Genomic DNA, 13,583 nt, shown 5'->3' with positions numbered 1-13,583 from the left:
GTATTGAGTTATATGTTAGCTAAGCCTTGTTCCAGATCGACAATAAGATCTTCAACTGATTCTAGCCCCACAGATATACGTAATAAATTTTCTCCTATGCCAGCGGCTTCCCGCTGCTCTTTCTCATAGGTAGCATGGGTCATAGAAGCTGGATGTTGTATGAGAGATTCGGCATCACCTAAACTCACCGCGATAGAAAATAATTGCAGACTATTGATAAACTCGATGGACTTGTCTAAGTCTGCATTGAGCTCGAAGGCAATCACTCCACCACCCCTGCGCATCTGTTTACCAAGAAGATACTGACCATAGCTCCCCTCGATTCCCGGGTAATACACCTTAAGTACTTTCGGATGAGATAACAGATATTCGACCACTCTGTCGGCATTATCACAATGCCGTTCCATTCTAACATCTAAGGTTTTGAGCCCCCGCAAGATCAACCAGGCATCATGGGGAGACAAGACTCCACCTAAATCTTTCATGGTCTCAAATTTTATCTTCTCTATCTGCTCATCACTGCCACAGATGATTCCGGCAATGACATCACCGTGTCCGTTGAGATACTTAGTCGCACTATGAACAACCAGATCGATCCCGTGAGCCAGAGGTTGCTGTAGTAAGGGAGTCATAAAAGTATTGTCTATGACGCTTATCAAACCATGCTTTTTTGCAATAGACGCCAGTGCATCCAAGTCAAAAACATCAAGGTGAGGATTAACTGGTGTCTCACAAAAAAGCACTCTGGTCTTATCGGTTATCGCTGCAGAAATCGCATCGAGATCCTTAAAATCAACCAATGAGACGTCGATACCAAACTTGTTTAACTGAGTACTCATGAGTGAAAAGGTACAGCCGTATACGGCCTTGGAAGCAACCAGATGATCGCCTTGTGAAAGGTTAGCCAGCAGCGCCGAAGAAACCGCCGCCATGCCAGAGGCCGTAGCCGCTGCCGCTGCGGCACCTTCGAGTCGAGCCATTTTGCGCTCTAACTCAGCTGTGGTCGGATTACCCAGTCGAGTATAGATATAGCCAGCTTCATCGCCGGAAAACCTGGCACCTCCCTGTTGTGCATTATCAAATACGAAAGTCGCACTCTGGCACAAGGGGGTAACGAGTGCCCCTGAACTGTCTTTGATACGTCCAGCGTGTATGACTTGCGTGGCCTGCTTCCACTTTTCTTGCATAAAATTTCTCCGAGGTCTGCACTTGAGTATCCACCGGCGGTTAATTTTATTATACGTAAATACCGATAGTTATTTAACCATGTACCCAGACACTATCCGGAGTAAACAGCGGATGAGAAATAATCAAGTTCAAGATGTAAAGTCTTTATTACATTTGACTTTTTCTTTGACCTTGCCATTAAATACCGAAGAAGATAACTCCTTAAGATCTAACAATAACTCTTTATGTATTCCTGAAAGCCTTGGCCTGGAAGACTCTTTAAAGGAGAGTGGTCTACACAGTGCCATCGCTTGATAACCTAGACGTGCCGTCAGTAGGCCGCCACCGAGTCCTTGTCCAAGACGGGCGGACAACTTACCGGACATCTCAACTGAAAGCAATTGAGTGCCAAGATCTGTGACAATTTCACTGGTGCCAGCATAGATGATGTTAGTGATAACACCTCTTATCAACTTGATACGGCTCCAATAACCCAATTCAATACCATAGCAGTGGGCAATCTTGACTATCATACGTTGATTTCGCCAGAGAATAATGGCCATATCGAGCACTGCCAGAGGGCTTGCCGCTAATAACAGCGCCGACTCTTGAGCGAAGCGGCGAACAATTTTCTTTGCCACTTTATCTCTATCACTCAATATGATCTCATCGAATAAAATCAACTTTTCAGCATCATTATGCCCATCTCGGCTGGCGTCATGATACTTATTAAAGTCAATGCCTTCAGGTAGATTAGTGATGATATTACCGATAAATTTATCGGCTTCACCCTGCTGCATACTTTGAGCGAGTCTATCCCCGGTTTGTTGCGCCTCTTCCACCGACTTTAGCCTGAGTAAATGACGCCATTCACGAAATATGAGTTTCCCCGCCCATAACGTGATCAATAAAGTCACACTGGAGTACAAACCGAATAACCAAGGGCTCTGTAACCAAGCGTCCCTCAGTCCCAGAGTCGTCTCTGTGATAACCAGGCCGATGAGTCCCATGATGATAAGTTTGGCAAGCACAGACCATCGAGGTTTGACTGTACGTTTGGAACTATTTTCAAATAATCCAGAACGTTCGGATAAGCTGGAGGCGACTTCATTATCTATGACCTCATCGGTCAAGACCTCCTCCTCTTTATCATGAGGGGTCTCAATAAATTGAGCTTGCTCTTCGAATCGCTCAGCTTCCCGAAAGCTTGGCGCTACTTCACCCGCTCTGGATTCAAATACCTGCTTCTGTTTTATCGTATGCTCAGCCTCTTTTTCACTATCTTTCTTATTCTCTTGCGAAGAGGCAGCTTCTCTATCTTTCATATGATTCTCTCAACACGGCCAACTATTTAAGCTTGTCACCGAGCAAAAATTGCAGCAAGTGGTCTAGTCGTATATGTTCAAAATCGGCTTCATCTGATTGAGGAGCATAATTAGGTGGCGCGAAGCTGGTAAACTCAAACCCCTGAGAGCCCCAAAAGTTAGCCCCAGGCAATGATTTTGGCACTTCCCCCGGAAACAGGGTAATTGGCTCTCTCTCATTCAAACTGACACCTTTGACGACTTCTATTTCGCCCTTACCCGATCTGATCATTCCGTGCTGGGTAGCCTTGATGGCACTGATGGCCATGGTCTCGACCTCACAGCCTTCAAACTTCGCCTGTCTCTGACTCTGTTTAACCAGTTGGGTCAGTAATGACAACACATTACCTTGTTGATCCCGGGTGATATGATCTACCTTACTCGCCGCGAAGAGCAGTTTATCGATTCGGGGGGAAAACAGGCGTTTTAATAGGTTAGATTGTCCAAATTTAAAACTCTCCATGATGCCATTAAGCGCTTGTGTCATATCATCGAACTGCTCCTTGCCTCTGTTTAGCGGCGTAAAACAATCGACCAGTAGCAACTGACGGTCAAAGGTAGAAAAATAGTCTTTATAGAAAGGCCTTATCACCTTGTCCTGATACTCTTTGTATCGGGTTTTCAATACTTGATAGGCCGAGTTAGCATGGGTGTTTTCAAGACTTTCCCGCGCATCTTCGGATGTATTTAGCAAAGGAAAAAAAGCCAATACTGGGGAGCCGGCAAACTCACCGGGAAGGAGTAATCGACCCGGCTGAGCATAATAAAAACCATGTTGATGCACGCAATCTACCAATACCTGTCGGTATAACTCGGCGATGTGCTTTAACTCTGCTTCGTCGGCATTAGACCCTAATTCCAGCGAGTCCAAGGCCGTAACAAAATCCGGATAATATTGTGACTTAGCCAATATCGGCTTACGCAGCTCCTGCGCCATGGACCAGTGCTCATAGCTTTGTTTGAGCATAGGCAGGTCGAGTAGCCATTCTCCGGGATAGTCGATAATGTCCAGATACAGGCTGGCGCTATCGGTGAATTTAGCCAATATTCCTTGGCTAGGTTGATATTTGAGGGTTAACCTGATTTCACTAATATTGCGTGTCGATGCAGGCCATTGCGGAACGGCTTGCTTTAAGGCATTCATGCCTAAATCATAGTCGAAACTTGCCACGGTCAAGTCAGGCTGAAGCGCACGCTTTACGCCATACAAACGCTCATCTCTGGTGACTTGCCATAAAGGAAGGTTATTACTCTTTCCTGAGAGACCCGCGTTAAGAAGTTGATTAACAAGGCCTGTGATGAAGGCTGTTTTTCCTGAACCTGAGAGTCCAGTGACTGCTAATCTGATATTTCGATCTGAAGCCCTATGGGCGAATGATTGGGTTTTATTACTGACTGTTTTGCCAAACTTAGATAAAGAGCGGTTGATACGACCCATAGCCTGCACTTAAAGTTATGTGGGCGACAGGGCCGCCCATTGGAAGGATTAAAGGTTATTGATCTCTTGTTTCAAGTCGAAACTGTCCGAGGTGACATGACGTTCCAATTTTTGAAGCCTGATTTCCAAACTTCTAAATTGAGAGTTTACATCACGCAGAGCCATCTTCGGAGGCTCACCCGATTGCCAAACCTTTTTCTTTATTTCTATATCCTTATGCGCTTTTTTATTTTTGTCGGTCCCGGGTTTAATATCTAAAATCATCCAAAGTAATACATAGATGATCAACACAATTCCCGAGCCACCTAAAAGAAATATTGAAGCGGCGACGACTCTTACTAGCCAGGTTTCAAAGCCGAAATAGTCTGCGATTCCAGAACAAACCCCAGCTATTTTACCTGATTGAGGAATGCGATATAAGGTACGTCCTCTAGTGTCACTCATTTCAATTCCTCCGCGTTAAAAGGCCTGCCTCGCCGATTGTAACCACCCTAAGTCTGTTGCCACTATAGCTTACTGCTACTCCCCGATTTAAAGAGTCTGCCCCGCCGGTTGAAACCGCCCAAAGTCTGATGTCACTGTTACTCATTGCGTCCCCTCCATTGTGGTGATTCGCTGTCTAAAATCGCTTCCAATGTATCGATACGTTGAGCCATTTTATCGGCTCTGCCAATGAGCTCATTAAGCTGTGAATACTCTTCTTCAGTAAGTCCCTGGCTCACCTGACGCTTACTGCGGTAGTGAAGTATCAGCCAAATGGGAGCCACGATTATCAGAAAAATAATAATTGGGGCCATTAAAATATCCATGTTCATAACTCACCTCTGAATTGTAATTATTTGGCTTTAGTCTTTGCCTTGCTGCTCTTTATTTTGGCTTTTAATGCCTCAAGCTCGGCATTGACAGAGTCTTCAGCTTCCAGTGCTGCAAACTCATCACTTAAACTTTTCTTATTGCCCAGGTCATAGGCATCGACTTGTGACTCGAGTCCCTCTACACGACGCTCATACTGCTCAAACTTACTCATAGCGTTATCTATCTTGCTAGAATCAAGTTGCTTCTTCACTTCTAAACGTGAAGATGCTGTTTGCTTACGCATAATGATGGTCTTTTGACGAGCCTTGGCATCGGCCAGCTTCTGCTGCAGCAAGTTAACCTCCTCTTTTAAGCGAGTAATCTGCTCTTCAACAACCACAAGTTCATGAGTCAAGGTATCGGCAAGCTCACTCGCCTTCTGTTTTTCAACCAGAGCAGCTTTAGCAAGGTCTTCACGGTCTTTCGACAATGCAAGCTCGGCTTTTCCTTCCCAGTCGTGGACCTGCTCCTGCACCTTAGTGATGCGACGGATTATCTCCTTCTTCTCTGCTAATACTTTGGCCGATGTAGAACGAACCTCTACTAAGGTGTCTTCCATCTCTTGAATAATCAAGCGAACCATTTTTTCTGGATCTTCGGCTTTATCCAGTAATGAAGAGATATTTGAATTAATGATATCTGCGAAGCGAGAGAAAATTCCCATAATGCTGTCCTTAAATTAACGTTGGTTTCGTAGATATTAATCCACTTTCTGTGCCAACTTTTCATATTTCATAAAATACAGTAACTTAACCAATATATTAACTTTTTCTTTCTTTTAATAACAGAGGGTCTTATTATTATTTTCACCAACTATTAGCGTTAAAGACTAAAACTTACTGTGGCAAATCAATTTCAGCAAGATAATCTTATCGGTCAATCAAATGCGCTCCTCGAAGTATTGGAGCATGTTTCACAGATCGCACCTCTGTCTAAGCCCGTCCTTATTATTGGCGAACGTGGTACAGGTAAGGAGCTCATTGCAGAACGCCTCCATTTCCTGTCCACACGTTGGGATCAAAGCTTTATTAAACTTAATTGTTCTTCACTGAGTGAAAACTTACTCGAAAGTGAGCTCTTTGGCCATGATGCCGGTGCTTTTACTGGCGCAAATAAAAAGCATGAGGGTCGATTTGAGCGCGCCGATGGCGGTAGCTTGTTTCTCGATGAACTCGCTAATACTTCTGGGCTGATCCAGGAAAAATTGCTTCGCGTAATAGAGTACGGTGAATTTGAGCGAGTAGGTGGCAGTAAAACAGTACGAACAGATGTCAGGTTAATCTGCGCGGCTAACGAAGATCTTCCCACCTTAGCCGAAGCCGGTGAATTTAGAGCCGATTTACTCGACAGATTGGCCTTTGATGTGATCACCTTGCCTCCTCTGCGTCACAGGCAGGAAGATATCATGACCTTAGCCGAATACTTTGCCATAGGAATGGCAAGGCAACTAAAGCATGAGCTATTTCCCGGCTTCAACCCCAGAGCGATACAACAACTGATGGATCATAACTGGCCGGGTAACATACGAGAGCTTAAAAACGTGGTGGAGAGAAGCGTCTATCGAAACCCTGACACCGAAACGCCTATTACCAATATCGTGGTCGACCCTTTTGCCTCCCCCTATCGCCCTACAACAAGAGTGAAGACACGCGAGAGACAACATCTGGCTAGCAACCAAGCTCCGGTTGCGAGCAGCGATGCAGTGTCATCGGACTCAGCTGAACTCAGCTGTGACCAAATAACCTTCCCCATTGATTTTAAAGAACATTGTGAAAGTTTGGAAGTCTCACTTCTAAAACAAGCATTAGAGGCGGGTCAATTTAATCAAAAGAAAACCGCCGAACTTTTAAACTTAAGTTATCACCAATTACGCGGCATTTTAAAAAAATACAACTTACTCGATAAAACTTAATACGCCTTAATAACATATGTTCATTGCTCATCGACGATCAGCACTGCTAAAATGGCCACCAAAGCCCTGAAAAATTGATCTGTCGATGAGAGTGCTGCTTAAGCGTCTATCTTTATACCCTACCATATCCTGCATCTGTGTTTTGCTTGCAGGTTGTGGCCCCAAGCTAGTCCCACCTGGGATAGTCTATTGCTCCGAGGGGAACCCTGAATCTTTCAATCCTCAACTGGTCACTTCAGGAACGACGGTGGATGCAACTTCACAGCAGATCTACAATGGGCTAGTGGATTACGATATAAGATCCGGCCAGATAGAACCCTCCTTAGCCACACATTGGCAACTCAGTGACGATGAATTAACTTACACCTTTCAATTACGAAGAGAAGTTAATTTTCATCACACCTCAAAATTTGCACCGACACGTCATTTCAATGCTGACGATGTGTTGTTCTCATTCAACAGGGTTATCGATTCATCCCACCCATTTCATCATATCTCCAAGACGGGATACCCGTTTTTTCAGAGCATAGGCTTCGATAAACAGATCGAATCAATTGAAAAACTGTCTGACTATGAAGTCGCCTTCCATCTAAAGCATAAAGATGCCTCTTTTCTCGCCAACTTAGCATCTGGGTTTGCCGTTATCTTGTCGGCCGAATATGCAGATACCTTGGTTGAAAAAGGTGAATCAGAAAAAATTGACCGAGAGCCCGTCGGCACTGGACCTTTTCAGCTGGTGAAATATGTCAAAAACGACTATATACGCTACCATCGTAATGAGGATTATTGGCGACGCTTACCCAGCGCAGAACTGTTAGTGTTTGATATCACTCCTAAGAGTACCACCAGACTGGCTAAACTCATCACAGGAGATTGCAGTGTCTCCGCCCTCCCAAAGGCTGGTGAGCTCTCGGTTGTTTTCGAACATGATGAACTAGAAGTAGATTCACTGCCTGGATTTAATGTCGCATTTTGGGCGTTTAATACTCAAAAAGCCCCCTTTAATGATGTCAGAGTACGCAGAGCCCTAGCCCACGCCGTAGACAGGGATAATATTCTCAGAGCGGTTTACCAGAAGACAGCTGTTGGCTCCACGGGCATGCTCCCGCCAATGTCCTGGGCATATTCGAAAAATCAAAGCCTGGTAGATTATAATCCCGAGAAAGCCAGACAACTCTTAAGAGAAGCAGGCATAAAAAATCTCGCTATCGATATCTGGGCCATGCCCGTCGCGCGTATATACAACCCTAACGCTCATAAAACGGCTGAACTCATTCAGGCGGACCTGGCTGACATCGGCGTTAAGGTCAATATCGTTAGCTATGATTGGAGTGTATTCAACCAGAAATTAAGTCAAAGGAGCTACGACTCTGTGCTTATAGGTTGGAATGCCGATAACAGCGATCCAGACAACTTCTTTACTCCGATCCTCAGCTGCGCATCCGTACTGTCGAACAGTAATCGCTCCCGTTGGTGTAACCCAAAATTCGATGAGATTCTCTTTAAAGCAAAATCAATCACTTCAAAAAAAGAACGTAAAGCCCTCTACCAAGAGGCCGAGGCTCTATTTGCACAAGAGCTACCTATGCTGCCCTTTGCCCATGCGACCCGACTTATTTTGAAGAAAAAAGGAATAGATAATAGCCAGCTCACTCCATTTGGTGGAATATCCTTTAATGCCGATCGCCATAGGGATATGATGACTATTGAGGAGGTAAGATAATGGCTCGATATCTGTTACGTAGAATGAATCTGTTTGTGGCCACATCCTTGGTACTACTCGCGGTGCTGTTTATCGCCACACACCACTTCCCAGTCGAGATACGGTTTTCGCTGACCGGCATACATGCGCCAACAGTCGAACAGATCGCACAAATCGATCAAGATTATCGACTCGAGAGCAACCAATTCGGCCAATTTATTGGATATCTTCAGCAAAGGTTAACGGGTAATTTGGGGATTTCAGCTACATCACAGCAACCAGTGACAGATGAGCTAGCGGCAGTATTACCCGCCTCATTCGAACTGGCTATTGTCGCTGCAATGTTAGCACTGCTTTTCGGTATACCCCTTGGCGTTTTGGCGTCGATGAGTAAAAACAAGATCACCCAACACACCATAATGACCATCACCTTAACTGGATATTCTATTCCTGTTTTTTGGCTGGGTTTAACCTTATCACTCTGGTTTGGTGTACAACTGGGCTGGTTGCCCATCTCTGGTCAGCTAAACTTGCTCTATGAAATTGCCCCTGTCACAGGATTTGTGCTGATTGACACGCTTGTTTCAGATTCACCCTATGCAGACTCAGCCTTTATCGATGCCCTGCAGCACATCATATTGCCCGCTGTTACACTGGCCGTACTCCCATTCACTGTGGTGCTGAGAAGCACACGCTCGGCGATCATATCCATCATGGATAAGACCTACATTAAGGCGGCAGAGGCCAGAGGCCTACATACCAGTCACATAGTGTTACGTCATGCCCTTCCCAACGCCTTGATACCTGTGCTGAAAAATCTAGGTCTCATGTTAGGCACATTCGCCAGCTATGCCATGGTTGTTGAAGTCATCTTCTCATGGCCAGGTGTAGGAGCCTGGTTAGTCTCGGGCATCTATCAAAGGGATTACACAGTAATCCAAGGCGGTGTGTTAGCAGTTGCCTTGATCATCATATTTTTAAGTATCATGATTGAAGTCCTTCATACGGCAATCAACCCCCTAAGCAGGAAAGAGCTTTATGCCGCAAATTAAGATCTATCAGGAAGATGAGATACCCTCTCCAATGCGCAGATTCTGGCATGCTTTTTCAGATAATCCGTTCGCTTTTGCTGGATTATGGACTGTGATTTGTTTCTTATTGCTGGCCCTATTTGGTCCGCTTATCGCCCCCTATGCTCCGGAGCAGCAAGATCCACACGCACTCTTGTTGGCACCATCCTGGGATGCAGCCGGAACAGTAGAGCACTTCCTTGGTACCGACGATTTAGGTCGCGATATTTTCAGTCGCCTGCTCCATGGCGCTCACTTAACCTTCGGTATGGCCTTAGGCATAGTCCTCGCATCATTGATTCTCGGTTTTATTATCGGTTCAATCTCAGGCATGATGAAAGGGCTAAAATCAAGTATTCTCAGTCACCTGCTCGATGCCTTGTTGTCAATCCCCTCTCTGCTAATGGCGATATTAGTAGTCGCAGTGATGGGACCGGGATTAGAAAACGTTTTTTGGGCCGTGGGCATTGCGCTTACGCCTCAGTTTGTCCGTGCCATTCATCAAGCCATTCATGAAGAGTTGCAAAAAGAGTATGTCACAGCGGCAAAACTCGATGGTGCGAATCAGTTTCAAATTTTCTGGTATGTCATCATGCCAAATATATGGGACACATTAATCATACAAACCACCTTAGGGATCTCGGCAGCCATTTTAGATATCGCCGCGCTGGGCTTCTTAAACTTAGGCGCACAAGCCCCGAGCCCTGAATGGGGCGCCATGGTATCCCAGGGAATGGATAACCTGTTAACCGCCCCATGGACTGTGACGATACCCGGCATTGCCATCTTGTGCTGTGTCCTAGCCATTAACTTAGTCGGTGACGGCTTACGATCTGCACTGTCGCCGATCAATAATTAATGTTGATACCTGATTATGCCTTTACTCGATATTCGTAACCTCACCATTGAACTAGACACCCCTCACGGGCGCGTCAAGGCACTGGATAGAGTCAGCTTAACCATCAACCCGGCTGAAATTCACGGCTTAGTTGGAGAGTCCGGTTCTGGCCGCAGCTTATTAGCTCGAGCTATCTTAGGGATTCCAGGCCATAACTGGACGATCAAGGCCGATCGCATGTTGTGGGATGGACACAATCTGTTAGAGATGAGTTCGAAGCAGCGACGCAACCTGATGGGAAGCGAAATGGCCATGATATTTCAAGACCCATCCAGCAGCCTAGATCCTGTTATTTGTGTCGGCACTCAGCTTGTTGAAGCTATGCCAGAAAATAAAAAACTGCCTTTCTGGCGACGCAACGCAGATAAAAGGAAGACCGCCAAAAAATGGCTGCATAAGGTTGGCATCAAGGACACACAAAAAGTCATGGCCAGTTATGCCTGGGAGCTATCCGAAGGCGAGTGTCAAAAGGTGATGATAGCCATGGCTATTGCCAACCAACCTAGGCTATTAATAGCCGATGAGCCAACCAATTCCATGGAGATGGACACACAGGCGCAGATCTTTCGCCTGCTGACTAAATTAAACCAGCTACAGGATGTATCCATTCTGTTGATCAGTCATGAGCTCGAGACCTTATCAATCTGGTGTGATCAACTGTCGGTAATGTATTGTGGACAAATCATGGAGTCAGGCCCTACGGCTGAAATTTTAGCCCATCCTTATCATCCATACACTAAAACACTGCTTAATAATATTCCGGACCACACGGGACAAATCGCTCACAAATCGATCATGCGCACACTACCAGGCTCAGCACCTGCACTGCAACATCTTCCCATAGGTTGCCGACTCGGTCCAAGGTGCCCACGCGCCGAAAAGAAATGCGTGATCCGTCCTAATTTAAGTCATAAAAAAAATCGCTATTTTGCCTGTCATTTCCCTTACCAAGAAGAAACATGTAATGAAGACACCACTGCTTCAAGTTAACAACCTAAGTAAGCGTTTCTATGCAGGCTACAAAGGGTTTAAACGTGAGTATAATCAAGCTTTGTCTCCGGTCTCCTTTGAGCTCAATACTGGTGAAACCTTAGCGATTGTTGGCGAAGCTGGTTCGGGAAAGAGCACCCTGGCAAGGATACTCGTTGGCGCCGAAGTCCGCAGTAGTGGCGAGATTTATTTCGAAGGTGAAGCGCTGGAAAAAAGAAACCTAAAGCAGAGATGTAAACTCATCAGGATGATTTTTCAAGACCCCAACACATCACTGAATCCTAAATTGACAATCGGGGATTTACTCGATGAACCACTCAAGTTTAATACCAAACTCGATGCCAGACAGCGTAGAGCACAAGTCGTTGATAAACTCAGAAAGGTGGGTCTGTTACCCGAACACGCGGATTTCTATCCTCACATGATTTCAGAGGGGATGAAGCAACGCGTTGCCGTTGCCCGTGCGCTGATGTTGGACCCCAAAATAATCATAGCGGATGAAGCGCTCACCGCCCTTGACCTTTCGGTCCGATCGCAAATTCTCAACTTACTGTTAAAACTTCAAAAAGAGATGGGATTGTCTTATATTTTCGTGTCGCATAACCTCAGCATCATTCGTCACTTTAGCGATAAGGTGATGGTGCTTCATCATGGGGAGATGGTTGAGAAAGCGACAACAGAAGAATTATTCAATGCACCAAAACATGAATATACTCAACGTCTGATCCAGGAGCTAACTCTGTTTAGTCAGAAACGACACAACAGGACACTCAAGAAGCATGGTTAACCCATAGGGTATAGTCAGTTCATCCATGCTTAACCATCAAGATTAACCGTCTTAAACGATATTTAAATCCAGTAAACTGCTCTTACCACTGGCCATTTTTAAAGAAAATCAGGAATAATCAGTGCCATTTGGCTCTTGATTAATTATCCTATCGTCACTTTTTAAAGAGAAGCTGAAACATGATAATCAAACCTAAAACACGTGGCTTTATATGCACCACTACTCATCCTGTTGGTTGTGAAGCTAATGTACTCGAACAGATCAATATCACTAAGGCAAAGGGAAGCTTAAAAAACGGCCCTAAGAAAGTTTTAGTTATCGGCTCTTCAAGTGGATATGGTCTATCTTCTCGTATTGCTGCCGCCTTCGGCAGTGGCGCAGCCACTCTAGGTATCTTCTTCGAAAAACCAGGGACTGAAAGAAAGTCAGGCACTGCCGGCTGGTATAACTCTGCAGCCTTCGATAGGTTTGCCAAAGCCGATGGTTTGTACTCTAAGAGCCTCAATGGTGATGCATTCAGTCATGAAGCTAAACAAAAAGCCATCGACATTATTAAAGCCGACTTGGGCCAAGTCGATATGGTGGTCTACTCTTTAGCCTCTCCAGTGCGTAAATTACCCGATTCGGGTGAGCTTATCCGCTCAGCGCTCAAGCCTATTGGCGAGACGTATACCGCTACCGCAGTAGACACTAATAAAGATCTTATTATCGAGACCAGTGTAGAGCCTGCCAGCGAGCAAGAGATCCAAGACACAGTGACAGTCATGGGTGGTGAAGACTGGGAGCTGTGGCTAGCAGCGTTATCTGAGGCTGGGGTACTGGCCGATGGTTGCAAGACCGTCGCCTATAGCTATATCGGCACAGAATTGACTTGGCCTATCTACTGGCATGGCGCCCTGGGTAAAGCCAAAATGGATCTTGACCGCGCGGCTAAAGCATTAGATGAGAAATTATCTATCACAGGTGGTAGCGCAAATGTCGCCGTACTTAAGAGCGTAGTCACTCAAGCCAGCTCGGCTATTCCGGTCATGCCTCTATATATCGCCATGGTATTTAAAAAGATGCGCGAAGAAGGCCTACATGAAGGCTGTATGGAACAGATCAACCGCATGTTCACTGAGCGTCTGTATCGTGAAGATGGTGAGGCGCCACAAGTTGATGACGCTAACCGCTTACGTCTCGATGACTGGGAGCTAAGAGAAGAGATCCAGCAGCATTGTCGCGAACAATGGCCATTAGTCACCACTGAAAACTTGGCTGAGCTTACCGATTACCGTGAGTATAAGGATGAATTCCTCAAGCTATTCGGCTTCGGTATTGAGTCTGTGGATTATGAACTAGATGTTAATCCAGAAGTTAACTTCGACGTCGAACAGATTTAGACAAATACTTATGGGGTG

13 protein-coding genes are annotated in these 13,583 nt (G+C 45.5%); 7 read left to right on the top strand and 6 right to left on the bottom strand.

The window, feature by feature from the left end:
* Positions 1 to 8 precede the first annotated feature (8 nt).
* The 6 genes from FS373_RS02425 to pspA all read right to left on the bottom strand — a co-directional run bounded on the left by FS373_RS02425 (position 9) and on the right by pspA (position 5,488).
* Entirely contained in the window at positions 9 to 1,187 is a 1,179-nt protein-coding gene (locus FS373_RS02425) for a trans-sulfuration enzyme family protein (protein WP_144047264.1), read from the bottom strand.
* 129 nt (positions 1,188 to 1,316) lie between these two features.
* Complete coding sequence (locus FS373_RS02420; RefSeq protein WP_152828977.1) at positions 1,317 to 2,492, bottom strand: TIGR01620 family protein; 1,176 nt, start codon at positions 2,490 to 2,492, stop codon at positions 1,317 to 1,319.
* A 22-nt stretch (positions 2,493 to 2,514) separates the two neighbouring features.
* Positions 2,515 to 3,969: a YcjX family protein gene (locus FS373_RS02415; RefSeq protein WP_152828976.1), complete on the bottom strand. Its 1,455-nt coding sequence runs from the start codon at positions 3,967 to 3,969 to the stop codon at positions 2,515 to 2,517.
* Positions 3,970 to 4,017: 48 nt separating this feature from the next.
* Positions 4,018 to 4,413 carry an envelope stress response membrane protein PspC gene (gene pspC / locus FS373_RS02410; RefSeq protein WP_144047266.1) on the bottom strand — a complete coding sequence of 132 codons (396 nt, stop codon included), beginning with the start codon at positions 4,411 to 4,413 and terminating at the stop codon, positions 4,018 to 4,020.
* Between the two features lie 137 nt (positions 4,414 to 4,550).
* Positions 4,551 to 4,784 carry an envelope stress response membrane protein PspB gene (pspB, locus tag FS373_RS02405; RefSeq protein ID WP_005502001.1) on the bottom strand — a complete coding sequence of 78 codons (234 nt, stop codon included), beginning with the start codon at positions 4,782 to 4,784 and terminating at the stop codon, positions 4,551 to 4,553.
* 20 nt (positions 4,785 to 4,804) lie between these two features.
* Positions 4,805 to 5,488 (bottom strand): phage shock protein PspA, encoded by a 684-nt coding sequence (pspA, locus tag FS373_RS02400; protein ID WP_144047267.1) that lies wholly within the window; start codon positions 5,486 to 5,488, stop codon positions 4,805 to 4,807.
* Between the two features lie 177 nt (positions 5,489 to 5,665).
* Here pspA and pspF point away from each other — a divergent pair, with 177 nt between their 5' ends.
* The 7 genes from pspF (at position 5,666) to fabV (ending at position 13,565) form a co-directional block, all read left to right on the top strand.
* The gene (pspF, locus tag FS373_RS02395) at positions 5,666 to 6,736 is read left to right on the top strand and encodes a phage shock protein operon transcriptional activator (protein WP_144047268.1); all 1,071 of its coding nucleotides are present in this window, start codon (positions 5,666 to 5,668) and stop codon (positions 6,734 to 6,736) included.
* An 85-nt stretch (positions 6,737 to 6,821) separates the two neighbouring features.
* A complete protein-coding gene (locus tag FS373_RS02390; RefSeq protein WP_144047269.1) occupies positions 6,822 to 8,459 on the top strand; it encodes an ABC transporter substrate-binding protein in 1,638 nt (545 codons plus the stop codon).
* Entirely contained in the window at positions 8,459 to 9,490 is a 1,032-nt protein-coding gene (locus FS373_RS02385) for an ABC transporter permease (RefSeq protein WP_144047270.1), read from the top strand. Before FS373_RS02390 ends, FS373_RS02385 begins: the two co-directional genes overlap by 1 nt.
* On the top strand, positions 9,477 to 10,367 hold the full coding sequence (locus FS373_RS02380; RefSeq protein ID WP_144047271.1) for an ABC transporter permease subunit: 891 nt from the start codon (positions 9,477 to 9,479) through the stop codon (positions 10,365 to 10,367). The genes FS373_RS02385 and FS373_RS02380 overlap by 14 nt, the downstream gene beginning before the upstream one ends.
* A gap of 15 nt (positions 10,368 to 10,382) precedes the next feature.
* Entirely contained in the window at positions 10,383 to 11,396 is a 1,014-nt protein-coding gene (locus FS373_RS02375) for an oligopeptide/dipeptide ABC transporter ATP-binding protein (RefSeq protein WP_144047272.1), read from the top strand.
* Entirely contained in the window at positions 11,371 to 12,183 is an 813-nt protein-coding gene (locus tag FS373_RS02370; protein WP_144047273.1) for an ATP-binding cassette domain-containing protein, read from the top strand. Before FS373_RS02375 ends, FS373_RS02370 begins: the two co-directional genes overlap by 26 nt.
* Positions 12,184 to 12,362: 179 nt before the next feature.
* Positions 12,363 to 13,565 (top strand): enoyl-ACP reductase FabV, encoded by a 1,203-nt coding sequence (fabV, locus tag FS373_RS02365; protein ID WP_144047274.1) that lies wholly within the window; start codon positions 12,363 to 12,365, stop codon positions 13,563 to 13,565.
* Positions 13,566 to 13,583: the final 18 nt, after the last annotated feature.

Source organism: Shewanella sp. YLB-07 (genome assembly GCF_009377275.1).
The sequence above is the reverse complement of the archived record's forward strand: the minus strand, read 5'-3'. Positions and strand labels throughout refer to the sequence as shown.